Genomic DNA, 22,018 nt, shown 5'->3' with positions numbered 1-22,018 from the left:
ATCACTGTCCCCATCAGGAGCCCTACCATGTTGCAATTGAAAGACCCAACCCTGTTCCGTCAGCAAGCCTATATCAATGGCGAATGGTGCGATGCCGATAGCGGCGCCGTGCACCCGGTCCACAACCCCGCTACCGGCGAAACCATCGGCAGCGTGCCGCTGATGGGTGCGGCCGAAACCAAGAGGGCGATCAGCGCCGCCGACGATGCCTGGCGTCTATGGCGGCGCAAGACCGCCAAGGAGCGCAGCGTCGTTTTACGCAAATGGAACGATTTGATGCTGGCCAATCAGGATGACCTGGCACTGATCATGACGATGGAACAAGGCAAGCCGCTGGCCGAATCCAAAGGCGAAATCGCCTACGCCGCCTCGTTCATCGAATGGTTCGCGGAAGAGGGCAAGCGCGCCGGCGGCGATACCATTCCGTCGCCTTCGCCCAACTCGCGGATTGTCGTGATCAAGGAGCCGATCGGCGTCTGCGCGGCGATTACGCCGTGGAATTTCCCGGCGGCGATGATTACCCGCAAGGCTGGCCCGGCACTCGCCGCCGGTTGTCCGATGGTGCTGAAACCGGCGGAGGCGACCCCGTTCTCGGCGCTGGCGCTGGCGGTATTGGCCGAGCGCGCCGGCGTGCCGGCCGGCGTGTTCAGCGTGGTCACCGGCGCGGCGCGTGAGATCGGGGCCGAAATGACCAGCAACCCTATCGTGCGCAAACTGACCTTCACCGGCTCGACCGCGGTCGGCCGCCTGCTGATGCAGCAATGCGCGCCAAGCATCAAGAAGCTGTCGCTGGAATTGGGCGGCAACGCGCCGTTCATCGTATTTGACGATGCCGATCTGGATGCCGCGGTGGAGGGCGCGATGGCGTCCAAATATCGCAACGCCGGCCAGACTTGCGTCTGCGCCAACCGCCTGTATGTGCAGGATGGCGTGTACGATGCCTTCGCCCAAAAGCTGGTGGCTGCGGTAGCCAAGCTGAAGGTCGGCAATGGCCAGCAGGAAGGCGTCACTCAAGGCCCGCTGATCGATCAAAAGGCGGTCGCCAAAGTCGAGCAGCACATCGCCGATGCGGTCGCCAAGGGCGCACGCATCCTGGCCGGCGGCAAGCGCCATGCGCTCGGCCACACTTTCTTCGAGCCGACCGTGCTGGCCGAGGTCCGGGCCGACATGCTGGTGGCGCGGGAAGAAACCTTCGGCCCGATGGCGCCCTTGTTCCGTTTCAAGACCGACGACGAAGTGCTGGCGCTGGCGAACGATAGCGAATTCGGCCTCGCCAGCTATTTTTATTCACGCGATATCGGCCGCATCTGGAGAGTGGCGGAAGGCCTCGAAAGCGGCATGGTGGGCATCAACACCGGGCTGATTTCGAATGAGGTCGCGCCGTTCGGCGGGGTCAAGCAATCCGGGTTGGGGCGCGAAGGCTCGAAGTACGGGATCGAGGAGTATCAAGTTGTGAAGTATTTGTGCATGGGCGGGATTTAAGTCGCATAGCTCGGAGATCGGACAAATATGAAGATTGAACTGGCCCAGATTACGATCCGTGATGGCGAACCGGAGACCAATCTGGCAAGAGTGCTGGAAGTGATTCAGCAGCGCCGTCCAGGAACCGAGCTGATGGTTTTCCCCGAAACACAAACCCGAAATCACAATGCAACGCCTTTCGTTTAACGTATGGCGTTATATAATCGTCTTCATGATTAAGACATTCGCTGACAAAGCAACTGCTGCCATTTTTACCGCTCAGTTTGTCAAAACTTTGCCACGCGAAATACAGCGGGTTGCGATACGCAAATTACAGATGCTTGATGCCGCAATTGCTATTGAAGATTTGCGTACTCCTCCATCTAACCATCTCGAAGCCCTAAAAAGAAATCGCAAAGGGCAATGGAGCATCCGTATTAACGCTCAATGGCGAGTTTGCTTTAAATTTGATAGCGGCAACGCATACGATGTTGAAATCGTTGACTATCACTAACCAGGAGGTTGTATGACCATCACACGTGACCAGCTACATTCGACCGATTTTTCTGATCTGACTACCGGGGAACGAATAGAACCCATTCACCCCGGCGAAGTGTTGCGTGAAGATTTTCTTGCGCCACTTAAGATGTCGTCTAATGCTTTAGCGATGGCCTTACATGTCCCTGCTACTCGCATCAACGACATCGTGCGCTGCCGCCGTGCAATTTCGCCAGAGACGGCATTACGTTTAGCGCGCTATTTTGGCACTACGCCTGAATTTTGGGCCAATCTACAAGCCACCTATGATTTGCGCACAGTGTGGGCCAATGATGGTGTCAGGATTGCACACGAGGTTCATCCATTAGCAGCTTGAGTAGTATGTGATTTCTACAGTTTTATATGGCCGCACTTAACGTCTTGGCACCCCCGGCAACACACACAACATTTCAAACGCCAGATTAGCCGCCAGCAAGGCGGTCGTGCCGTGCGCATCGTAAGGCGGCGCGACTTCCACGAGATCGGCGCCTACCAGATCCAACCCCCAGGCGCCGCGAATGATTTCTAGCGCTTGCGGTACGCTCAGGCCGGCGATTTCCGGGGTGCCGGTGCCGGGAGCGTAGGCGGGGTCGATGCCGTCGATGTCGAAACTCAGGTAAACCGGACCGCCGGCCAGACGGCTGCGCACTTCCGCCATCAACGGCGCCAGCGATTTGTTCCAGCATTCTTCTACTTGCACCACTTTGAAGCCTTGATCGCGACACCAGTCGAAATCTTCCGCTGTGTAGCCGGTGCCGCGCAGGCCGATTTGCACCACCCGCCCGCAATCCAGCAAGCCTTCTTCGACGGCGCGGCGGAACGGTGTGCCGTGGGCGATTTTTTCTCCGAACATGGTGTCGTTGACGTCGGCGTGGGCGTCGACGTGGATCAGGCCGAGCTTGCCGTATTTGCGATGCAGGGCGCGCAGGATAGGCAGCGCAATGGTGTGATCGCCGCCCAGCGTGATCGGCTTGCAGCCGGAGGCGACGATGCGGTCGTAGGCGTTTTCTATCAGTCGGATCGAGTCCGGCAGGTTGTATGGATTGATGGCGACGTCGCCAATGTCGGCAACTTGCAGCGCGTCGAACGGCGCGGCGCGGGTCGCCATGTTGTACGGCCGCAGCAAGACCGACTCGGTACGGATCTGGCGCGGGCCGAAGCGGGCGCCGGAGCGGTTGGAAGTGCCGAGGTCGAACGGCACGCCGACAAAACAGGCGTCCAGTTCGGCGCTGCTGGTGACCTGCGGCAGCCGCATCATGGTGGCGATGCCGCCAAAGCGCGGCATTTCGTTGCCGCCTAGCGGTTGGAACAGGGAACTGGCTGACATGGCTGACTCCGGGACGAGGGGATAAAGAGGCACTGTAATGGCAATTAAGCTGATTAAAAATGCATGTGATGCAACGCTTGCATTGATGTAAATAGATGTATTGTCGACACTATTTCAACCGTCGGCGCACCGCATTCCCTTATGCTCAAGAACCTGTCCGATCTCGATCTGCGCCTGATTCGCGTCTTCCTGGCGGTGCTCGACGCCGGCGGATTGTCCGCTGCGCAAACCGCCTTGAACGTCAGCCAGTCCACCATCAGCACCCAATTGGCAACGCTGGAAACCCGGCTTGGCTTCCGCTTGTGCGAGCGCGGCCGCGGCGGGTTTCGACTGACGCCGAAAGGCGAGCAGTTCGCGCAGGCCAGCCGCCGCCTGCTGGAAAGCATCGATCACTTTTGCCAGGAAGCGCGGCAAATGGAGGACAAACTGGTCGGCAAGCTGGATCTCGGCCTGATCGGGCATGCGGCAATCAGCGCCAATGCCCGCCTGAGCCAGGCCATCGCCCGCTTTCGCCGCCGCAGCGAAGCGGTGACGCTGGCGCTGGCCGTGGTGGCGCCGGGCCAGCTGGAAGAGGAGGTGGTCAATGGCCGGCTGGATGTCGGCATCGGCTATTTTTGGCATCGTTTGCCGAGCCTGGAGTATGTGCCGCTGTACACGGAGCGGCAGACGGCTTATTGCGCCCGCAGTCATCCGCTATTTGCGCAAGCCGGAAATCTGCCGAAGTCGGCATTGCTGGCCCATGACTGGGCGTGGCGCAGTTATCCGCTGCCGGAAGTGGATGGGCCGAACGGCATCTTTTCACCCGCTCGGAAGACGGCGCGCGCCGACAATATGGAGGCGGTAGCGGTGCTGATTCTGTCCGGACGCCATCTTGGCTTCTTGCCGGAACATTTCGCCGCGCCGATGGTGCAGCAGGGCATGCTGGCGGCCTTGAATCCGCAATCGCTGTGTTATGAGGTCACGCTGCATATGGTGGTGCGCCGCCAAGCGAGCCGGGGCGAGGTGTTGCAGGCGTTTATGGATGACCTGGTGGTGGCGCATCTGGCGCCGATGGAAGATTTGAAAGGTCTTTGAGATTCTCTTGACGATTCTGGCGGGCGAACAGGCGTCGCGGCTATAAGTACTCTCCTATGCAATATGAAGCTGGTTGTAAAGCCGGCATCTTTCTCGAATAGGAAGGGGAATCCAATGTTTAGTCTAGATATCTTGGGGACGCTGGTGGCGGCGTCGCTGGTATTGCTGCTGGGGCGCAAGATCGTTTCCAGCTCGCCGATGCTGAAGGCGTATAGCATCCCGGAACCGGTGGTCGGCGGCTTGTTGGTGGCGCTGGCTTTGTTGGCCTTGCGCGGTGTGTCGGACATCCAGGTGAATTTCGATAACACCTTGCAAACGCCGCTGATGCTGGCGTTCTTCGCCACGATAGGCTTGAATGCCAATCTTGCCAGCTTGAAAGCGGGCGGCCGTACCTTGGCAATATTTTTAGGCGTGGTGCTTGGCTTGCTGGTCTTGCAGGACGCGCTGGGGATCGGCTTGGCCAAGCTGATGGGGCTGGACCCGCTGATCGGTTTGCTGGGAGGGTCGATTACGCTGTCGGGCGGACACGGTACCGGCGCGGCTTGGGGGCGGGTGTTTTCGGAGCGGCACGGCTTGGCGGCGGCGACCGAAATCGCGATGGCCTGCGCAACCTTCGGCTTGATCCTGGGCGGACTGATAGGCGGCCCGGTGGCGCGTCTGCTGGCCAAGCGCGTCAAGCTGCCTGAAAATCAGGCGCAAAACACGGCCGTGCCGCTCGGTTTCGAGCAACCCAAGGCGATCCAGTTGATTACGCCACAAGCCTTTGTCGAGGCACTGGCGATGATCGCGGTGAGTCTTTCGGTCGGCGGGATCATCGCGGCCCGCTTGAACGGGACGGCGTTCGAGCTGCCGACTTTCGTTTGCGTGCTGTTTGTCGGCGTCTTGTTAAGCAATGGGCTGTCGCTGCTGGTCGGTTACAAGATCTTCGAGCGCGCCATTTCGGTGTTGGGCAATGTCAGCCTGTCCTTGTTTCTGGCGATGGCGCTGATGAACTTGCGTCTGTGGGATCTGGCTTCGCTGGCGTTGCCGGTGCTGGTGATCCTGGCGGTGCAGGCGGTGGCGATGGCGGCGTATGCGATTTTTGTGACGTTTCGCGTGATGGGCGCCAATTACGATGCCGCTGTGTTGGCCGCGGGTCATTGCGGTTTTGGGCTGGGCGCGACGCCGACCGCGATCGCCAATATGCAGGCGGTCACAGATCGCTTCGGGCCGTCGCCGCTGGCTTTCCTGGTGGTGCCTATGGTCAGCGCCTTCTTTATCGATCTTGCCAATGCGCTGGTGATCAAGCTGGTTTTGGCACTCCCGGTTTACAGTTAAGCCGCGATCACCCCCGTGCCGGACGCGCGATATTAATCATCGCGCGTCCGGCCGCGCCGTCCAATGTGCGGGCAGGTTTTGAATGCGATAATAGCCAGTTATTACACGCCATCTATTGCCTCCTATGCCACAATTCGCTCCGCTCCAGAACGACACCTTTTTGCGCGCATTGCTGCGCCAGCCGACGGAATACACGCCGTTATGGCTGATGCGCCAGGCTGGCCGCTATCTGCCGGAGTATCGAGCCACCCGCGCCCGCGCCGGCTCTTTCATGGGGCTGGCCAAAAACCCGGACTACGCCACCGAAGTCACGCTGCAGCCGCTGGATCGCTATCCGCTGGATGCGGCGATCCTGTTTTCGGACATTCTGACGGTGCCGGATGCGATGGGGCTGGGTTTGTATTTTGCCGATGGCGAAGGCCCCAAGTTCGAACGCCCGCTGCGCGATGAGAAAGAAGTCATGGCGTTGCGGCTGCCGGAGCCGGGCAGCCTGGATTATGTTTTCGATGCGGTCACGCAGATTCGCACCGAACTGAACGGCCGGGTGCCGCTGATCGGGTTTTCCGGCAGTCCGTGGACCTTGGCATGCTACATGGTGGAGGGGGCCGGTTCGCGGGAATTCCATACCGTCAAAACCATGTTGTACAACCGCCCCGATTTGATGCATCACATCCTCAGCACCAACGCGGTGGCGGTGGCGAGCTACTTGAATGCGCAAATCGACGCCGGGGCGCAAGCCGTGATGATTTTCGATTCCTGGGGCGGTGCGTTGGCGGATGGCGCCTATCAGCAATTCTCGCTGGATTACATGCGCCAGGTGGTCGGTCTGCTGCAACGCGAGAAGGACGGCGTGCCGATTCCGGCGATTGTATTTACCAAGGGCGGCGGTTTGTGGCTGGAGCAAATTGCCGACATCGGTGCGGATGCGGTCGGTCTCGACTGGACCGTCAATCTGACCGAGGCCCGGGCTCGGGTCGGTCAAAAAGTCGCGCTGCAAGGAAATCTCGACCCCGCCGTGCTGTTCGCCAAACCGGAGCAAATCCGGGCCGAAGTCAATCAGGTGCTGAGCGCGTTTGGTGCGCCGCAAGCCGGCAGCGGCCACGTCTTCAATCTAGGGCATGGCATTTCGCAGTTCACGCCGCCGGAGGCTGTCGCGGTCATGGTCGATGCGGTGCACGAAATCAGTCGCAAGATGCGTTGATCGCAAGGCAAGTGCCGCCGGCGTGGAACTTCCTGCCCGGGATTGGGCGGGAAGGGCCGGCATTGCGCCTGATCCATTCTGGTGATTTGCGTCCCCGCACGACCTCCCCTTTACCACATCGACCGTCCATTTTGGGCAAGTTATGCACAAAATAATTTTGACCGTCACGGTAATTATTTATATCTATATTTATTATTCTGGGCTGCTGCGAGTTTTGTAAGTCATTGATTTTAATTGATTAAATTCTTGCACCTAGTTTGGGCAGTTTATTGAAACCCGCATCAAATATGAGGCTGCAGGCTGTCAATAGCGACTTACCCACAAAGTTATCCACAGAAATTGTGGATAGTTTGAAAAGTGCTTATGAAACCGATAGTTAGGATGATTCTTAATGTATTACATTAAGATGACAGGCCTGTGCGAGGACGCCGGGCAGTCGGCGGAGGCTTGACATCTGCATAAATTTGTTGGGACGCCGCGATAGTTTGCTTGTATGGGATGACTTGCAATTTGTGCCGAAAGCTGCTCTCTTTTGGGGCGTTTGAATTTACTTATGCACAGATTCTGGTTTCCGATAGGGCACTAAAAAAAACAAAAATATTTTTTCAGGGCAAAATTATATTTTTTAAGTTGTTGATTTTAAACATAATTTTTTTTGCTCCCGGTTTGAGCATTTCGTCGAATCTCACGCAGATAGGGGCTTCCCGGCTGTCAAGCGGCGATTGTCCACAAAGTTATCCACAGATATTGTGGATAGCTTGAAAAGCACATATGAAACCGATAGTTAGCCGACTTCTTCAAGACTTAAATTAACTTCGTGAAACAAAGCATCCTTCAAATCGTCCTTGACACTCCTCTTGACAGCAGCTTCGATTACCGTTGGCAGGCCGCCGACGATAGCGAACCTATGCCGCAGCCCGGTCAGTTGGTGCAATTGTCATTCGGCCGCCGCGAAGTGGTCGGCATGATTGTCGGGACCAGTGATAGCAGCATGGTGCCGGAAGCCAAGTTAAAGAATGTGCAAGCCGTGCGGCATCAATTGCTGCCGCTGTCGCCGCAATGGCTGGCTCTGTGTCGCTTTGCCGCCGATTATTACCAGCGGCCGCTGGGCGAGGTAGCGCTGCCCGGCTTGCCGAAAAACCTGCGCGCATTGAAATCGGTGGCCTTGGATCGCGGCCTCAAGAAGTTGCAGCAAGCCGGTGACGCGCACGATGCCACGCCGATTGACGTGCCGCCGCTTAACCCGTCGCAACAGCAGGCGGCAGATGCGATCGCTGGCGCCAACGGGTTTGCGCCAACGCTGCTGTATGGCGTAACCGGTAGCGGCAAGACCGAGGTGTATCTGCAGGCGGCGGCACAAATTCTTGCGCAAAGCGATAAAAGCTTGAATAACCCGGCGCAAATCCTGATCCTGGTGCCGGAAATCAATCTGACCCCCCAGCTGGAAGGCAATATTCGCGCTCGTTTTCCAGGCGTGATGGTGGCGACTCTGCACAGCGGTCTGGCGGAGGGGGAGCGCATGCGGCACTGGCTGGCTGCGCATTCGGGGCAGGCGCGCATTATTCTCGGTACGCGTCTGGCGGTGCTGGCATCGTTGCCACAGTTGAAACTGATTGTGATCGACGAAGAACACGATCCTTCTTACAAACAACAAGAGGGATTGCGTTACTCCGCACGCGATCTGGCGGTGTGGCGCGCGCACCAGCTCGGCATTCCGATCGTACTGGGATCGGCCACGCCGTCGCTGGAAACCTGGCACCACTCGCAATCGGGGCGCTATCGGAAACTGGAACTGCGCGAACGCGCGGTCAAGGACGCGGTATTGCCGGCGGTCCGATTGATCGACATGGAGCGCGACAAACCCAGCGAAGGGCTGACTTCAACCCTGGTCAGTGCGCTTAAGCAGCGCTTGCAACGCGGCGAGCAATCGTTGTTATTCCTTAATCGGCGCGGTTATGCGCCGGTGATTGCGTGCGATGCCTGCGGCTGGGTCAGCAACTGCACCCGTTGCACTTCGTTCATGGTGCTGCACAAGCCGGAACACCGTTTGCGTTGCCATCATTGCAGCCTTGAATTACGGATTCCGAAGTCCTGCCCGACTTGCGGCAACATCGACTTGCAACCGCTCGGACGCGGTACGCAGCGCTTGGAGGAGGGGCTGCAGGCAATGTTTCCGGAAGCGCGGGTGCTGCGCATCGACGCCGATTCCACCCGTCGCAAGGGGAGTGCGCAAGCGGCTTTCGACAGCGTGCACCGGGGCGATGTGGATATCCTGATCGGCACGCAAATGGTGGCCAAGGGGCATGACTTTAAAAAACTGACCCTGGTCGGCATCCTGAATCCCGACACCGCGCTGTTTTCGCACGATTACCGCGCCAGCGAACGCTTGTTTGCGCAACTGATGCAGGTCGCCGGCCGCGCCGGCCGCGCCGCGCAGAAAGAGGGCGGCAGTCCGAGCGAAGTGTTGATCCAGACCCGCTATCCGCAGCATCCGCTGTACGCGGCAGTGATCGCGCATGATTACGACCATTTCGCGACATCGTTGCTGGAAGAGCGCCAGCAAGCCTGCTTGCCGCCGTATATCTATCAGGCTTTGCTGCGGGCCGAAGCGCGCGAACTGGAAACCGCGATCGACTTCCTGCAGCAGGCGGCGACCTGTATCGAACACGCAGGCATTACGATCCACGACCCGATTCCGATGACCATGACCCGCGTTGCCAATGTCGACCGCGCGCAATTGTTGATCGAGTGCCCGTCGCGGCCGGGCCTGCAGGCATTTTTGACAGACTGGATGGCGCTGTTGCGCGGTATTAAGACGCGGGCGAAATGGTCGCTGGAAGTGGACCCGGTTGATATTTGACGTTTGAGGAATATTCATCGCATGCGCCCGCCGGCACCTCTTATCCATGGTGTATGCAGTGTGGCCAGGCAGCGGGGGAACGGCCAATCAGCGCTTTCAGGCTGTGCATTCGTGTCGCCGCTGACCGCCGCACAGTAACGACCTAGCGCGATGTCATTGCGCAACCCCAGCTTTTTCATCACAGCGGCTTTTTGCAAGCTGATCGTTTTTTTACTTCTACTCAAGCGCGCCGAGATCTCGTCCAGGTTATGGCCGGCCGCATAAAGTCGTAATACTTCGGTTTCGCGCGGGGTTGGTATCCGTGCATCATGACCATGCTGCAACAACATCCGTAGAGCTGACCCCATATAAGGTTTCTTGCACGAGACGCTCTGAATCGCCTTGCCGATTTCGGGAGTTTCATCGCTTTTGTGCAGCAAGCCATTCACCCCGCTATGGCTGATTTGATATAGCACGGCAGGAATCTCGTTCATTGTCAGGACGATGACCCATTTTTTAGGGTAATGGCGCTTGATGTAGGACAGCAGGTATAGCCCATCGCCAATGCGTGCCATTGGCATCGAAAATTCCGTGATGACCAGGTCGCAAGGAATCAACTCCAGGCAATTGATTAATTCATCGGAGCTGGCCGCGGTAGCTACCACGCGGCAACCCGGCAAGCGGTGAATGTAGGTGCTCACCCCAGCCAGAATCAGTGGGTGATCATCTGCTAGGACAATCTTCAAATTGATTTCTCTTTGTAAATTGCAGAACTGGTCATGAACTGGTCCGGGCATCAGTCCGTTCATCTTCTGCGCGCATAATAATTGTTGGCATATTGTCACCATTGATCTTAATCATTCTGTTCCAGGAATCCGCATTTAAGCCCGATTTTTAGGGCAAAACCTTATATCTCTCGATATTGTCGAGCTGCATACTTTTACCTATGAATAGCAAAAATACAATTTTTCTATCTACCTGCGCACCGGTAATAGAAGGGTGTTTGACGACCTGCACCTGGACCAAGCAAGCGCATGCTATCGCTACAGGCATTTATTAATAACGATTTTTAGGAGTTTTCATGATTAAGATAATCCTGGCTGACGATCATCCGATCATCATCACCGGAATGCGGGATTACATCGATCAAATGCCTGGTTATATGGTGGTGGCCACGGCCTCGTCTACCGACGAGTTGCTGGCTCGCTTGAAAGACACGCGCTGCGATATGTTGATCATGGAGTTTTCCATGCCCATCAATCGCATTGGCGACGGCAATGCGCTACTCGCCATGATCAAGCGCAAGTACCCGTCGGTATCGGTCATCGTCCTGACGATGAACGTCATGCCGACCGTCCTGTATCAGATCATTTGTAGCGGAGTGAAAGGTTTGTTGCACAAGAGCGATGAAATTACGGAAATCAGCAATGCGATACAAGATGTCTCACATAATTTGCAATATGTGGGCAAGTCGGTGCGGCAGCTATTGAAGAAAGGTCCCAGCGGGAAATTGCCTACTCGGAGTGAAGCGGAGGTGTTGAGGATGTATATAGTCGGCCACAGCCTGCATGAAATCGCCAAGCGGCTAAATAAAAGCGTCAAGACCGTGGGGCTGCAAAAAGCTTCGGCCATGAAAAAAATGGGCTTCCAAAACGACATCGAACTGGGCCGCTATTCGAGTACGATCAGCAGCCTGAGCGGGCATGCCTAGCCGCCTTTTTCCGCTTTTGTCCCGACAAAGCCCGCTGATGGCTGTTGAAGTCGCTATACTTGTCAGGATCGCCGGCTAGCTCGGCTGCCAGGAAGCACGATCCATGAACCGTATTCAGCAAGAGTCCATCTCCCCCAATCCACAGCAAGCCAAGCACGAAATTCGGCCGGGCCAGTCGATCGAACTGTTAAAGGAATTGCACATCCTGACGCGCGATGGCAAGTTGAATCAAGACAGCCGTCGCAAACTCAAGCAGGTCTACCATCTGTATCAGTTCATCGAGCCGCTGTTGCAAGAAGTCCAGCGTGACCATGTCGACGTGCAGTTGGTGGACCATGGCGCCGGCAAATCGTATCTCGGTTTCATTCTGTACGACCTGTTCTTCAAGGCGCTGAATAACGGCTCCCATATCTTTGGCATAGAAACCCGCGAAGAGCTGGTCAGGAAATCGCAAGAGTTGGCGCAGCGACTGGATTTCCCGGGCATGTCATTTCTCAATTTGTCGGTAGCCGACTCCATACAATCAGACCTGTTGCCGGCGCGGATCGATGTCGTGACAGCGCTGCATGCCTGCAATACTGCAACCGACGACGCGATTCAATTCGGGCTGAAAAAACAGGCTCGCTTCATGGTGCTGGTGCCTTGTTGCCAGGCTGAAGTTGCATCCGTCCTGAAGAAAAACAAAGCGAAATCCCTGGCCAAGGAAGCGCTGACGGAAATTTGGCGCCATCCGCTGCACACCCGCGAGTTCGGTAGCCAGGTCACCAATGTGCTGCGCTGCCTGCAACTGGAGGCGCACGGCTACCAGGTCAATGTAACCGAATTGGTTGGCTGGGAACATTCGATGAAAAATGAATTGATTATCGCCAGTTACAAGGATTTGCCGCGCAAACGGCCGACCGAACGTTTGCATGAAGTGCTGCACACGCTAGGCCTGGAAGAAATGCAGGAACGCTTTTTCGCTACGGCTTGAGATGCGGGGTTGAATTCAAAAAGCGTGGAATCCGGGAGCATTCGTCTCCGGCATTTGCTATGCTAAAAACATCGCGCGAAAGCGGGCTGTCTACCATCGAATCACCTAACCGAAGGAGAGTGACATGACGAAGACGAGTGGCTCACATGCTGTTAGAGAGTTCACCAAAGCCCCGCTGACCGAAGAAGGACTGACCGAGACGGTACGGAGAATCAGCGCCGGCGTCGATGAGTTCAGTGTATTGAATCACACTGCCCGGGTGGAGCTCGTCAACAAAGTCACTGAGCAGTGGCAAAACGATTTCGTCGCCGGCTTCAATATCCCTAATGATCTTGCCAAAGCGGGTGAAGAATACGCGGCCATAGAACAAGGCGATAAATTCCCCAGTTTGCCCGATTCGGTGCGCGAGGCATTGTTACAGCGCTTTGATGATCGCTATGGCGATGGCGGACCTCGGCTTTGGCCCGGTCTGAACAAAGCTTAGGATCGATTTATATCGGAACCAACGCGCCCACTGTATTCGGGCTCAAATACAAGCGGGCTTCGGCGCAAAGCTGCACACCCTCGGTACCTAGAAATGCCAGGCATCGTAACGCACTGCCAATTTTTGCAGTACGTAAGGTATTGATTTACAAGCGAAAGAATGGTGCGGCTGGCGGGGATCGAACCCACGACCCTTGGCTTCGGAGGCCAATACTCTATCCACTGAGCTACAGCCGCGTAGGAAGAACGGTGAAGAGGCATGAAGGATACCGTTTTTCTGCGCGCGCGTCCACGTAAAGCACGGGTTTCTCGTTCCAAATAGAATTTATTGCGACTATAATCAAGGGTTTGGCGAGGTACCGTGCGCTGTTCCGGTTATCTGCGTAGTGTGCATATCCGGCTATCGGCTTTGAAAATCGTACTGAGGGAATTATGAGCGACGCACATAACGAAGAACATCAATCCGCAATCAAGACGCCGAAGCAACTGATAGTCGCCATCGCGGCGGGCTTTTTGGTCCCCATTATTTGCATCGTGCTGCTGGTGCAGTATGTAACCCACGACAAGAAGGTCGGCGCGGGCTCGGACAGCCAAACTGCGGAAGCGGTCACTGCACGTATCAGTCCAGTCGCTGATGCCGGCTTTACATTCAAGGATGTCAACGCGCCCAAGCAATTGCTGGCCGGTGAAGAAGTTTTCAAGTCCACTTGTGCTGCCTGCCACGCAGCGGGTGTCGCCGGTGCCCCGAAGGTGGGTGATGCTGGAGCCTGGGGGCCACGTATCGCCGCAGGCTTTGACAAGGTATTGGATCACGCGCTGCACGGCTTGCGGGCAATGCCGGCCAAGGGCGGCAATCCTGATCTGGATGACGTCGAGGTTGCGCGCGCTGTGGTCTACATGGCCAACCAATCCGGCGGCAAGTTCAAGGAACCAGCAGTCCCAGCGCCAGCCGCTGCTACGGCGGCTGCAAGTGCTGCATCGGAACCGGTAACAAAGTAAGTTTGCAGCACCTAATAAAAAAGCCGACTCGCGAGTCGGCTTTTTTTATGGTCGGGGATAAGTGCTGATTTGCCCCGGCGAGTCTTTCAATTAGCGCTGCTGTTCTGCAACAAAGATTTCCACACGGCGGTTTCTGGCGCGGTTGGCATCGCTATTATTGGCAACCAACGGTTCATGCGAGCCGCGGCCGTCGATACTGAAGCGATTCGGCGAGACACCGCGACCTGTCAGGAAGTCGCGCGTACGTGTAGCACGATGCAAGGACAGCGGATCGTTAATGGCATCGCTGCCGGTATTGTCGGTATGGCCGATGATGGTCACTACAGTGGCCGGGTTCTCTTCCAATGTCGTTGCGAATCGTTCGAGAACGGCGCGGAAATTCGGTTGAATATCGGCGCTGCCGGTATTAAACGAAATGTCGCTTGGAATATCCAGTTTCAGGCGATTATCGGCAGTCTGGCTGACTTGGACGCCGGTGCCCTGGGTGGCCTGTTCCATTGCTCGTTTTTGGTTTTCCATCTTGTTCGACCAGATATTGCCGACCACGGCGCCGATTGCGCCGCCGATCGCTGCGCCGCCGGCAGCACGGCCGCCGCCGCCTGGACCGGTAACCGCACCGAGCAGGGCGCCGACGCCAGCACCAACACCGGCGCCGGTTGCGGTGCCGCGTTGGGTCGGCGTCATGTCGGCACAGCCGGTGATTGCCATTGTTGCGGCCAATGTCAGGGCGCCAATTTTAAGTGTAGTCATGTTCGTTTCTCTCGAAGTTGGAGTTCGTTTAAGCAAGGGCGACCGAGAAATCTCGCATCGTTTCCCCGGCTGGATAGATGCTACTCATCATCTTTAGTTGCATTGCGGCTGTTCATATAAGTGGCCGCAGCGATTGCAGCAATGATTCCGCCACCGATCAGGACTGTCTTGCGAGCGCCGCGCTTTGACAGCAATGACACGCCAGCCATTAATAGCGGCGCCAGGGATTGTAAATTGCCGGGTTTGATATTTAACGGCTTATCGAACAGCGAAGAGGCGATCCCTGCGACTCGTCCGAATAAATTTGTCACGAGCGATCTGCTGTTCAGGCTGGCCCTGACCACATTGCGCGCATTGATCATTTCGGCGCGGAATGCGGCGCCTTCCTGCACCAGTTGCCGCTTGCGCTCTGCCGGCGAACGATGGTTTGTATCCGGTCCTGCGTGATTGATCATGTCAGGCCTCATGGTTAAAGTAATGCATCGCGATCCTTGCGCAACTCTGCGATGGTGACCGGCAAGCCGAGCCGGCCTTGCCGGAGTACGCTACGCACATAGAGACCCGCTCCGATCGCAACGATGGTGAACAGCACGGCCAGAATCAGCAATATTTTGTATCCCAGAGCATCCCACGCAAGAACCACCACCAGCGCACTCCAGAATGCAAGCGCAAACCACAGCGCGACCATGCTGAACGCGCAGACCAGTAATAGCTTGAGCAGGTGGGATCCGATCTCGGAGAATTCCAGCGCGGCCAGTTCGATGCGGCTGATCATCAGCGCAAACAAGCTTTTGGCAGTGCCGACCAGGCCGGACACCAGACCCGGGCGTTTGGGTGATTGTGGGTTCATGCGTGCCTGAAAGTTATGCTGCAATTATTTACGGGCGATGACCAGGCCGACCAGCAAGCCGATGCCTGCGGAAATGGCGACCGCGCGCCATGGATTTTCCTGTACGTAATCGTCGGTCGATGCGGCGATTTCCTTGCCGGTTTCGAGTGCTACTGCTTGCACGTCTTGTGCCGTGGCAACCGCCGAGTCGAGCAACTCCAAACCTCTAACACGTAAATCCTCGGCTTTTTGGCCGGTGCTTGCCGCCGCTTCCCGGAATAATTCCTGTGCGTCCCTCACCAGAGTTCTGATGTCGCTTCTAGTTGTTTTCAGGGTGGACTTATACATTGTGCGGCTCCTTCATTTATAAAATGCAAGTATAGCGAATAGCTTTCTGGAAAGCTGACAGCGGTGTTGCCGGCGCTGCATCGCCAATGATGATACAGGCTGTCATGGCTATCTGCCAACAATCGACATGTCGTCGGAAGTGCTTGCATGCGTCAGCTGATATTGGGCATCGCGCAACGCGGTGCGCAAACCTTCTTCGACCACCGGATGATAGAACGGCAGCGCTAGCATATCGCTAATGGTCATCTTGCTCTGGCAGGCCCAGGCCAGCAAATGTGCCAAGTGTTCGGCGCGCGGCCCGGCCAGTTCGGCTCCCAACAGCCGCCCGGATCCGTGTTCGGCATAAACGCGCAAAGTGCCATGATTCTGTAGCATGATGCGGCTCCGTCCCTGATCTTGGAAAGACACCGCGCCGATCGCAAAAGTCCCCGGCCCGGTGCTCTCCAATGTCCGGTAACTTTGTCCGATCATGGCGATTTGCGGCTCGGAAAACACGATGCTGAAGCGAACGCGGTCGGCAGCGCTTTCCGGATCCGGATAGAGGGCTGCATTTTTGCCGGCCTCGATCCCTTGAACATTCGCCTCGTGCAATACCGGACGTTGCAGGTTGACGTCCCCGGCGATAAAAATGGCGCTGTCGCCGCATTGCATGGTGGCCGGATCAAATGTCGGGATCCCTTGCTGGTCCAGCTCCAGGCCGGTATTTTCCAATGACAGTTGCGCCACATTGGGACTGCGTCCAGCCGCCGCGAGGATTAGCGCGAAGCGTTCGACCCGTTCGCTGCCGTCGGCGCTACGGGTATGCAATGCGACTTGCTGGTCCTGCAATTGGGCCGAGACAATGTGCGTGTTCAGTCGCAGATCCAGTTCGTCGGAAAAACAAGCGGTGGCGCTTTCCAGCACCACCGGATCGGTTAATTGCGCGATCCTGTTGCTGCGCCCGAATATCGCCACCCTGACGCCTAGCCGATGCAATGCCTGGCCCAACTCCAGTCCGACCACGCCGGTACCGACGACTGCCACCGATTCAGGTAAATCGTCCCAGTCGAACACATCGTCATTGACTACTACGTGCTTGCCAAGGTGTTGCAGCTGTTCCGGGATAGATGGGCTGGAACCGGTGGCGATCACTATCCGTCCCGCCGTCACCGTGGTGTGATCGCCGATTTGCAAGCGGCGCGGGTCGATAAAGCGCGCATGACCGCGCAAGCGGTCGGCGACGGGAATTTTGTCGACGCCATCCAGCACAAAGCCGACAAAGCGATCGCGCTCGGTGCGTACGCGCGCCATCACTTGCCGGCCGTCGATCCGAAGCGGACCCGGATGCACGCCGAAAGCCGGCGCGCGCCTGATCGTCTGTGCCGCGTCGGCCGCTGCGATCAGCAGTTTGCTCGGCATGCAGCCAACCCGTGCACAGGTCGTACCGTAAGGGCCGCCCTCGATCAAGATGGCGTGCCGGCCTTGCTTTTTTGCTGCGCGATATGCGGCAAGACCCGCTGTGCCAACGCCGATGACGGCAACATCCACTGTCAAGTTATCCATGTCCGACCTCGCCTCGTTATTGGAACTGAGCTACGGAAACCTTCCGGCCTTGCGTATGAAGCGTCAGGCGGCGATCATGCGCGGTCGCGTAATTCTGCAATGCCTTCGATGTTGCCTATGCGGATAATGATGGGCCGTAGCGTGATTGTCGGTTGTGCCGGCCGCCATGCAAACAGCCATTCGTGCTGAGCCGCGTCGCGCTTATTTTTGGAAAACGCCGCGCCTAGGGGACTTTGCTTGCCGTAACAAATGGCGGCGTCAATCCCGGCCCAGTTCGGCAGTACGCGTTGCGCCGCGCGATGAATGCGCTCGCCGAATTCTTCAGTGTTATGAATGATCAGGCAGCAATCCGACGGCGAAAATACATCGAACAATTTATCGTCGCCGATGCTGCTCATGCTTAAGGTCAGCAACTGTGGCAGGGCAGGGGTTCCTGCCGGCCGCGGATTGTGAAGATGATTGATTTGCAGATTTTCTGCGGGGGGGCGCAAACGGAATTCTCCGAGCGCCAACGAGCGCTCCAGCCATTGCCGTTCCGAATACCGGTAAAGCTTGGCGGGGCGCTGATAATCTGCGGTTAACATGGTGACCTGTCGTAAATCATGATGGGCAGGATCCTCCACCGTGCATGATGAAGCATCCTGTTTGCAACTTGTGATTGCTTAAAACGGACGAAAAAAATCTTGGTCTGCGCTTTCTTGGCGTGTTTTCTTAAAGGTGGAACTCGCCGTTGGCTTCCGGTTGATATTTCACTTCCAGTACGCGCAGCTGCAACGCGCGGCCGCCCGGCACTTGCCAGGAAATCGACTGGCCCACGGATAGTCCCAGCAAGGCGCTGCCGACCGGCGCCAGGATCGATACGGAATCAGGCGGGTTGGCCGGGCCGGGATAAACCAGCGTCAGGTTGTATTCGGCACCCGTGGTGTCATCGACGAAACGTGCTGCCGAATTCATCGTGATCAAGCCTGGCGGGATTTCTTCCGGGACGACAACCTTGGCGCGGCCCAACTCGCTCTGCAGGGCATCGATTCCCGGCAGATTGCGGTAGGCATTGGATTCCAGCAGCTGCTCAATTCGCGCCAGGTCGAAACTGGATATAGTAATTGGTGGTTTAAGTTCCATGGTCATGCTGCCTCGTCAGAAAAGTAAGCGAATCAAAGCGCGAACGCATGATAGTGAAGACGTCACTCGACGTTGTTTCCTGCGCTTGAGCAAGAAGTCTGATGGTAGGCGAGAAGCGTAGCGGAAGCAAGTCGGGGGATAGGCCGCGAACGTCGGCGGATTGCGCATCGCAATTTGCTAAAGCCGGCGCAATCGGACGGGTTATTCACCCATTTGCGGTTCCGCAATTGAGCGCAACTGGAAGCGCCCATCGCTATTGAATAACCAGCTTTCCGCTATTTCGACTTCGCCTCGGCGCAGTAGATTGCGTTCCGGTTTGGGGAAGGGCGCGGCACGCTTTATCGCTGATACCGCAACGGCTTCCGCATTGCGGTCTTTGTTGGAGCGGAGTATTTCTGTGCGCAGTAGCCTGCCCTCGGCATCGACGTAATATTTCAGCACGATCACTGCCCGCAGCAAGGCTTGCGGCCGCCCAACGTATACCTGGGTCGAGTTGACGGCGACAATTCTTTGCGCCAGATCGCGCTTGTAACTTTCCAGTGTGGTCGAGGTTGAGGTGCCGCTCGGCGTGGTTGGCGCGGGGCGCAGATCGGGGCGTACTTCGAAAAGTCTGGTGGAGCAGGCGGCCAACACCAGTGCGACTAGCCCAATTGCCCAAGCAGGTATTCCGGCTTTCATCGCGTCCTCCCAATCAGAAATGGCGACACGCGTTAAAGATTGCCAATTCCTTGTCGGGGACCTGTTCAACCGAAGACGCGCAGAAGTCAGCGTGACATTAAAAAAGCCAGCGACAGCGTCGATGGCTTTTTTTGGACTTCAAATTACGACGTCAGTTCAGCTAAGGTCAGTTCAATCTCAGCAGCTTGTGGGTGGCGTTGACAGCTGCCGCCAGTTTGCCGATATCCCTTAGTTCAGCTGGCGTAATTCCCAGCTTTTTCAGCTCTGCGATATGGCCAGAGACACAGCCGCGGCATTTGCCGACGATCGATGCCGCCAGGGTATAAATCTCGAAGTGCTTTTTTTCGACGCCGCCGTGCGTGGCATAGGCCTGCATCCGGATTTGCGGCGGCTGCTGCTTCAGTTCGGCATCATCCGCCAAATCCAGATAGCTATACCAGATGTTGGTCATGCCCATGATGGCGGCGGCGGTTTTGGCCGCAGTCGCTTCAGCCTCCGTGGTCAAACCCTGGAACGCCTTCACCAATTGCGGGCTGCCCGCCGAGATGGCCGCTGCAATGCCGGCGGCCGCTGCGACTTCCGGCGCCAGACCGGATTTGTTTAACGCGCCGTCGAGGGTGATCCAGACATCCTTGGCGTAGCTCGGGATGGCATCTCGTAGTTGAAGCATATCCATAGTTTTTCCTTAAGGCTTATTTTTAAAAATTACTGCACGCCCGTGAGCCAGGCTCGCGGGCGTTGATTACTTACTGACCCAGGCAGCTTATTACAGGGTCTCGCCGCCGACTTCGCGGTTGCAGGCGCACAGTTCGCCGGTTTGCAGCGCGTCCAGAATACGCAGTGTTTCTTCCGGGTTGCGGCCGACGTCGAGGTTGTTGACGGTAACGTGCTGGATGACGTTGTTAGGGTCGACGATGAAGGTGGCGCGCAGTGCGACGCCTGCTTCGTGGCGAATGCCCAGTTGGTCGATCAAAGCGCCGGTGGTGTCGGCGAATTGCCAGTGACCCAGCTTGCTCAGGTCCTTGTGCTCACGACGCCATGCCAGTTTGACGAATTCGTTGTCGGTGGAGCCGCCCAGCAAAATAGCGTCGCGGTCTTCGAAGTCACGTGCCAGCTTGTTGTAGGCAACGATTTCGGTTGGGCAGACGAAAGTGAAATCTTTTGGGTAAAAGTAGAGGATTTTCCATTTGCCGGGAAACGAGGTTTCGGTGATGGTTTCAAATGCCGATACGCCGTTTTCTTCCGGCAGGTTGAAGCCCGGCTTTACGCCTTCAACTTTGAATGGGGCGAGGGATTGTCCGATTGTTTTCATCATGATTCCTTTCAATAGAAAAAACTAATTATATACAAATTTATGATAGTCTAAATTGTATATTCCTATGGAGGCGATAGCTCGCTCCTGACGCGGTCGATCTTGCCAGGCGCCACCCGAAACAATCTGTACCAGGCGGCAAGCACTCGACGGTCGACATGAATTTGGAATTCCCTTTAGGGAAATCAATTCAGGCGAAAGAATAGCAGAGACCCCTATTGTGTGCCGTCGCTGCATAGCCGGGATGGCAGCGGATTTACCGGGGGAGTCGGCTTGTATTTGAGGTGCGGTGGAGACCCGAAAAACAAATTTCATCGAAATGCTAGCTAATTTAAAAAAACGGTTGTACAATCTGCACCCTTCAGACGTAGTGACATACGTTACGAAAGTTTGGCTGACTAAGCGGGATTTTGGGTGCTTAGCTCAGTTGGTAGAGCGGCGCCCTTACAAGGCGTAGGTCGGGAGTTCGAGCCTCTCAGCACCCACCAGGTGGCCAAACAGTCGTTAAATGAAGCAGCAGTTTAGGAGTGGTAGTTCAGTTGGTTAGAATACCGGCCTGTCACGCCGGGGGTCGCGGGTTCGAGTCCCGTCCACTCCGCCAGAACATAGAAAAGACGACCGCAAGGTCGTCTTTTTTTATTTCCGCCGCCGTATTTCTACGGCCTTGCGCAAGATTTGATTGCTACGGCCATGAGCGAGGCACAGGCGCTGCACGCTCACGGTCTTAAACGGATTCCAAGGCCAATCAAAAGCGATCGCCGATAGTCCGCGTGATCCCACCCCCTTCAGACTTTTGCAGCAGCACCCGGCCGTTGCGAATCACCAGGGTATCGGTGCTTTTGTCGCTGGTCTCGGCGACGCGGCCGATCGAGTCTATCCCCATACTGATATAAGTTGTTTTGGTCACCTCGGCGCTTTTGTTGTCTGGCGCGATCTCGATGTGGTTGATCGTTATCCGATATTCCGTCGACAACTGTGCGGATTGGGCCAAGGCTCCAAACATTTTTGTCAGTTTGTCGCAGGACTCTTCCTTGTTGGCATTTTCCCGAATCCGTCCCTGGCTGGTGGAATTCACGCCGATCCGCACGAAATCCTTGGTCAGCATCGCGCACAGCTCTTTGCTGCGGCCATTCATGAAATGTTCGGTTTCAGTCTGATAAAAGCGATTGACGCTTTCTTCACTGATGGAATTTTGACGATTCCAATACCAACTGCCTAGCCCGGCAGCAACTAACAGCAAAATAATGACTCTCACTCTTTTTTAATCCCTTAAATGGTTTTTAGCGCTGGCTTTGCGGTACTTTTGTACTATCTGCGCCACGCTTTTACGTTGTCGATCAATGTAGAAAAGAAATAAAGTCCCAGTAGGCTATAGAATATCTGTAGTGCAATTATTTTGATAGATAACTTAATCCCGCATCCCTGCGATAGCCAGAATATGGCGCTTTTGTATTCGCACGGAAATATGTCTTGCATCCATTTCTCAGAAAAAATGAATTGCTGTATGTCATGCGT

At 56.3% G+C, this 22,018-nt stretch carries 25 protein-coding genes and 3 tRNA genes; 14 read left to right on the top strand and 14 right to left on the bottom strand.

The genetic code is table 11. From position 1 onward, the window contains the following. The first annotated feature begins 27 nt into the window (after positions 1 to 27). The 4 genes from gabD to ACFPM8_RS04450 are packed head-to-tail and all read left to right on the top strand — an operon-like array spanning position 28 to position 2,335. Entirely contained in the window at positions 28 to 1,482 is a 1,455-nt protein-coding gene (gene gabD / locus ACFPM8_RS04465) for an NADP-dependent succinate-semialdehyde dehydrogenase (protein ID WP_378995371.1), read from the top strand. Between the two features lie 27 nt (positions 1,483 to 1,509). After that, positions 1,510 to 1,668 carry a hypothetical protein gene (locus ACFPM8_RS04460; protein ID WP_378995369.1) on the top strand — a complete coding sequence of 53 codons (159 nt, stop codon included), beginning with the start codon at positions 1,510 to 1,512 and terminating at the stop codon, positions 1,666 to 1,668. Positions 1,669 to 1,693: 25 nt separating this feature from the next. Beyond that, positions 1,694 to 1,975 (top strand): type II toxin-antitoxin system RelE/ParE family toxin, encoded by a 282-nt coding sequence (locus tag ACFPM8_RS04455; RefSeq protein ID WP_378995367.1) that lies wholly within the window; start codon positions 1,694 to 1,696, stop codon positions 1,973 to 1,975. Between the two features lie 12 nt (positions 1,976 to 1,987). Next, positions 1,988 to 2,335, top strand: a complete 348-nt coding sequence (locus ACFPM8_RS04450) for a HigA family addiction module antitoxin (RefSeq protein ID WP_378995365.1) — start codon at positions 1,988 to 1,990, stop codon at positions 2,333 to 2,335. A gap of 36 nt (positions 2,336 to 2,371) precedes the next feature. On the opposite strand, the gene speB is transcribed toward ACFPM8_RS04450, so the two are convergent. Further along, positions 2,372 to 3,325 (bottom strand): agmatinase, encoded by a 954-nt coding sequence (gene speB, locus ACFPM8_RS04445; RefSeq protein ID WP_378995363.1) that lies wholly within the window; start codon positions 3,323 to 3,325, stop codon positions 2,372 to 2,374. Between the two features lie 141 nt (positions 3,326 to 3,466). Here speB and ACFPM8_RS04440 point away from each other — a divergent pair, with 141 nt between their 5' ends. The 4 genes from ACFPM8_RS04440 to ACFPM8_RS04425 all read left to right on the top strand — a co-directional run bounded on the left by ACFPM8_RS04440 (position 3,467) and on the right by ACFPM8_RS04425 (position 9,777). Then, a complete protein-coding gene (locus ACFPM8_RS04440; protein WP_378995361.1) occupies positions 3,467 to 4,399 on the top strand; it encodes a LysR family transcriptional regulator in 933 nt (310 codons plus the stop codon). Positions 4,400 to 4,513: 114 nt separating this feature from the next. Further along, positions 4,514 to 5,716 carry a sodium/glutamate symporter gene (gene gltS / locus ACFPM8_RS04435; RefSeq protein ID WP_378995358.1) on the top strand — a complete coding sequence of 401 codons (1,203 nt, stop codon included), beginning with the start codon at positions 4,514 to 4,516 and terminating at the stop codon, positions 5,714 to 5,716. Between the two features lie 124 nt (positions 5,717 to 5,840). Beyond that, positions 5,841 to 6,917, top strand: coding sequence for a uroporphyrinogen decarboxylase (hemE, locus tag ACFPM8_RS04430; RefSeq protein WP_378995356.1), 1,077 nt, complete (start codon positions 5,841 to 5,843; stop codon positions 6,915 to 6,917). An 817-nt stretch (positions 6,918 to 7,734) separates the two neighbouring features. Continuing rightward, on the top strand, positions 7,735 to 9,777 hold the full coding sequence (locus ACFPM8_RS04425; protein ID WP_378995354.1) for a primosomal protein N': 2,043 nt from the start codon (positions 7,735 to 7,737) through the stop codon (positions 9,775 to 9,777). A gap of 14 nt (positions 9,778 to 9,791) precedes the next feature. Here the strand turns inward: ACFPM8_RS04425 and ACFPM8_RS04420 are convergent, their stop codons facing one another. After that, the gene (locus ACFPM8_RS04420) at positions 9,792 to 10,565 is read right to left on the bottom strand and encodes a response regulator (protein ID WP_378995353.1); all 774 of its coding nucleotides are present in this window, start codon (positions 10,563 to 10,565) and stop codon (positions 9,792 to 9,794) included. Positions 10,566 to 10,837: 272 nt separating this feature from the next. Here ACFPM8_RS04420 and ACFPM8_RS04415 point away from each other — a divergent pair, with 272 nt between their 5' ends. The 3 genes from ACFPM8_RS04415 to ACFPM8_RS04405 all read left to right on the top strand — a co-directional run bounded on the left by ACFPM8_RS04415 (position 10,838) and on the right by ACFPM8_RS04405 (position 12,924). After that, positions 10,838 to 11,467 carry a response regulator gene (locus ACFPM8_RS04415; protein ID WP_378995352.1) on the top strand — a complete coding sequence of 210 codons (630 nt, stop codon included), beginning with the start codon at positions 10,838 to 10,840 and terminating at the stop codon, positions 11,465 to 11,467. Between the two features lie 103 nt (positions 11,468 to 11,570). Then, positions 11,571 to 12,440 carry a class I SAM-dependent methyltransferase gene (locus ACFPM8_RS04410; RefSeq protein WP_378995350.1) on the top strand — a complete coding sequence of 290 codons (870 nt, stop codon included), beginning with the start codon at positions 11,571 to 11,573 and terminating at the stop codon, positions 12,438 to 12,440. Between the two features lie 124 nt (positions 12,441 to 12,564). After that, entirely contained in the window at positions 12,565 to 12,924 is a 360-nt protein-coding gene (locus ACFPM8_RS04405; RefSeq protein ID WP_378995348.1) for a hypothetical protein, read from the top strand. 160 nt (positions 12,925 to 13,084) lie between these two features. Here the strand turns inward: ACFPM8_RS04405 and ACFPM8_RS04400 are convergent. After that, a tRNA-Arg gene (locus tag ACFPM8_RS04400) sits at positions 13,085 to 13,160 on the bottom strand. A 195-nt stretch (positions 13,161 to 13,355) separates the two neighbouring features. Here ACFPM8_RS04400 and ACFPM8_RS04395 point away from each other — a divergent pair. Then, on the top strand, positions 13,356 to 13,922 hold the full coding sequence (locus ACFPM8_RS04395) for a c-type cytochrome (RefSeq protein WP_378995346.1): 567 nt from the start codon (positions 13,356 to 13,358) through the stop codon (positions 13,920 to 13,922). A gap of 90 nt (positions 13,923 to 14,012) precedes the next feature. On the opposite strand, the gene ACFPM8_RS04390 is transcribed toward ACFPM8_RS04395, so the two are convergent. The 10 genes from ACFPM8_RS04390 to ACFPM8_RS04345 form a co-directional block, all read right to left on the bottom strand. Beyond that, positions 14,013 to 14,672, bottom strand: coding sequence for a YiaD family glycine zipper/OmpA-like lipoprotein (locus ACFPM8_RS04390; RefSeq protein ID WP_378995344.1), 660 nt, complete (start codon positions 14,670 to 14,672; stop codon positions 14,013 to 14,015). 80 nt (positions 14,673 to 14,752) lie between these two features. Further along, positions 14,753 to 15,127 carry a hypothetical protein gene (locus ACFPM8_RS04385; RefSeq protein WP_378995342.1) on the bottom strand — a complete coding sequence of 125 codons (375 nt, stop codon included), beginning with the start codon at positions 15,125 to 15,127 and terminating at the stop codon, positions 14,753 to 14,755. A gap of 14 nt (positions 15,128 to 15,141) precedes the next feature. Further along, positions 15,142 to 15,522, bottom strand: a complete 381-nt coding sequence (locus tag ACFPM8_RS04380) for a phage holin family protein (protein ID WP_378995340.1) — start codon at positions 15,520 to 15,522, stop codon at positions 15,142 to 15,144. A 24-nt stretch (positions 15,523 to 15,546) separates the two neighbouring features. Beyond that, positions 15,547 to 15,849, bottom strand: a complete 303-nt coding sequence (locus tag ACFPM8_RS04375; protein ID WP_378995338.1) for an ElaB/YgaM/YqjD family protein — start codon at positions 15,847 to 15,849, stop codon at positions 15,547 to 15,549. Positions 15,850 to 15,957: 108 nt separating this feature from the next. Further along, complete coding sequence (locus tag ACFPM8_RS04370; protein WP_378995336.1) at positions 15,958 to 17,391, bottom strand: dihydrolipoyl dehydrogenase; 1,434 nt, start codon at positions 17,389 to 17,391, stop codon at positions 15,958 to 15,960. A gap of 74 nt (positions 17,392 to 17,465) precedes the next feature. Continuing rightward, positions 17,466 to 17,975, bottom strand: a complete 510-nt coding sequence (locus ACFPM8_RS04365) for a hypothetical protein (RefSeq protein ID WP_378995334.1) — start codon at positions 17,973 to 17,975, stop codon at positions 17,466 to 17,468. Between the two features lie 127 nt (positions 17,976 to 18,102). Continuing rightward, entirely contained in the window at positions 18,103 to 18,519 is a 417-nt protein-coding gene (rnk, locus tag ACFPM8_RS04360; protein ID WP_378995331.1) for a nucleoside diphosphate kinase regulator, read from the bottom strand. A 195-nt stretch (positions 18,520 to 18,714) separates the two neighbouring features. Further along, on the bottom strand, positions 18,715 to 19,191 hold the full coding sequence (locus ACFPM8_RS04355; protein ID WP_378995329.1) for an energy transducer TonB family protein: 477 nt from the start codon (positions 19,189 to 19,191) through the stop codon (positions 18,715 to 18,717). Between the two features lie 166 nt (positions 19,192 to 19,357). Next, positions 19,358 to 19,867, bottom strand: coding sequence for a carboxymuconolactone decarboxylase family protein (locus tag ACFPM8_RS04350; RefSeq protein WP_378995326.1), 510 nt, complete (start codon positions 19,865 to 19,867; stop codon positions 19,358 to 19,360). Between the two features lie 90 nt (positions 19,868 to 19,957). Beyond that, positions 19,958 to 20,503, bottom strand: coding sequence for a peroxiredoxin (locus ACFPM8_RS04345; protein ID WP_378995735.1), 546 nt, complete (start codon positions 20,501 to 20,503; stop codon positions 19,958 to 19,960). A 412-nt stretch (positions 20,504 to 20,915) separates the two neighbouring features. Here ACFPM8_RS04345 and ACFPM8_RS04340 point away from each other — a divergent pair. Beyond that, a tRNA-Val gene (locus ACFPM8_RS04340) sits at positions 20,916 to 20,991 on the top strand. A gap of 36 nt (positions 20,992 to 21,027) precedes the next feature. Then, positions 21,028 to 21,104, top strand: a tRNA-Asp gene (locus tag ACFPM8_RS04335). A gap of 144 nt (positions 21,105 to 21,248) precedes the next feature. On the opposite strand, the gene ACFPM8_RS04330 is transcribed toward ACFPM8_RS04335, so the two are convergent. Then, complete coding sequence (locus ACFPM8_RS04330; protein WP_378995324.1) at positions 21,249 to 21,758, bottom strand: hypothetical protein; 510 nt, start codon at positions 21,756 to 21,758, stop codon at positions 21,249 to 21,251. Between the last annotated feature and the right edge of the window lie 260 nt (positions 21,759 to 22,018).

The sequence above is a fragment of the Paraherbaspirillum soli genome, from assembly GCF_042654985.1.
Classification (GTDB): Bacteria; Pseudomonadota; Gammaproteobacteria; order Burkholderiales; family Burkholderiaceae_D; genus Paraherbaspirillum; species Paraherbaspirillum soli.
The sequence above is the reverse complement of the archived record's forward strand: the minus strand, read 5'-3'. Positions and strand labels throughout refer to the sequence as shown.

Bases quoted from the DNA above. Each gene is read 5' to 3' on its own strand.
- ACFPM8_RS04450 (WP_378995365.1), top strand. From the start codon at position 1,988: ATGACCATCACACGTGACCAGCTACATTCGACCGATTTTTCTGATCTG.
- ACFPM8_RS04410 (WP_378995350.1), top strand. From the start codon at position 11,571: ATGAACCGTATTCAGCAAGAGTCCATCTCCCCCAATCCACAGCAAGCC.
- ACFPM8_RS04365 (WP_378995334.1), bottom strand. From the start codon at position 17,975: ATGTTAACCGCAGATTATCAGCGCCCCGCCAAGCTTTACCGGTATTCG.
- ACFPM8_RS04455 (WP_378995367.1), top strand. From the start codon at position 1,694: ATGATTAAGACATTCGCTGACAAAGCAACTGCTGCCATTTTTACCGCT.
- ACFPM8_RS04460 (WP_378995369.1), top strand. From the start codon at position 1,510: ATGAAGATTGAACTGGCCCAGATTACGATCCGTGATGGCGAACCGGAG.
- ACFPM8_RS04415 (WP_378995352.1), top strand. From the start codon at position 10,838: ATGATTAAGATAATCCTGGCTGACGATCATCCGATCATCATCACCGGA.
- ACFPM8_RS04385 (WP_378995342.1), bottom strand. From the start codon at position 15,127: ATGATCAATCACGCAGGACCGGATACAAACCATCGTTCGCCGGCAGAG.
- ACFPM8_RS04390 (WP_378995344.1), bottom strand. From the start codon at position 14,672: ATGACTACACTTAAAATTGGCGCCCTGACATTGGCCGCAACAATGGCA.
- ACFPM8_RS04380 (WP_378995340.1), bottom strand. From the start codon at position 15,522: ATGAACCCACAATCACCCAAACGCCCGGGTCTGGTGTCCGGCCTGGTC.
- ACFPM8_RS04405 (WP_378995348.1), top strand. From the start codon at position 12,565: ATGACGAAGACGAGTGGCTCACATGCTGTTAGAGAGTTCACCAAAGCC.
- gabD (WP_378995371.1), top strand. From the start codon at position 28: ATGTTGCAATTGAAAGACCCAACCCTGTTCCGTCAGCAAGCCTATATC.
- speB (WP_378995363.1), bottom strand. From the start codon at position 3,325: ATGTCAGCCAGTTCCCTGTTCCAACCGCTAGGCGGCAACGAAATGCCG.
- ACFPM8_RS04345 (WP_378995735.1), bottom strand. From the start codon at position 20,503: ATGAAAACAATCGGACAATCCCTCGCCCCATTCAAAGTTGAAGGCGTA.
- ACFPM8_RS04440 (WP_378995361.1), top strand. From the start codon at position 3,467: ATGCTCAAGAACCTGTCCGATCTCGATCTGCGCCTGATTCGCGTCTTC.
- ACFPM8_RS04420 (WP_378995353.1), bottom strand. From the start codon at position 10,565: ATGAACGGACTGATGCCCGGACCAGTTCATGACCAGTTCTGCAATTTA.
- rnk (WP_378995331.1), bottom strand. From the start codon at position 18,519: ATGACCATGGAACTTAAACCACCAATTACTATATCCAGTTTCGACCTG.
- ACFPM8_RS04370 (WP_378995336.1), bottom strand. From the start codon at position 17,391: ATGGATAACTTGACAGTGGATGTTGCCGTCATCGGCGTTGGCACAGCG.
- gltS (WP_378995358.1), top strand. From the start codon at position 4,514: ATGTTTAGTCTAGATATCTTGGGGACGCTGGTGGCGGCGTCGCTGGTA.
- ACFPM8_RS04355 (WP_378995329.1), bottom strand. From the start codon at position 19,191: ATGAAAGCCGGAATACCTGCTTGGGCAATTGGGCTAGTCGCACTGGTG.
- ACFPM8_RS04375 (WP_378995338.1), bottom strand. From the start codon at position 15,849: ATGTATAAGTCCACCCTGAAAACAACTAGAAGCGACATCAGAACTCTG.
- ACFPM8_RS04395 (WP_378995346.1), top strand. From the start codon at position 13,356: ATGAGCGACGCACATAACGAAGAACATCAATCCGCAATCAAGACGCCG.
- hemE (WP_378995356.1), top strand. From the start codon at position 5,841: ATGCCACAATTCGCTCCGCTCCAGAACGACACCTTTTTGCGCGCATTG.
- ACFPM8_RS04350 (WP_378995326.1), bottom strand. From the start codon at position 19,867: ATGGATATGCTTCAACTACGAGATGCCATCCCGAGCTACGCCAAGGAT.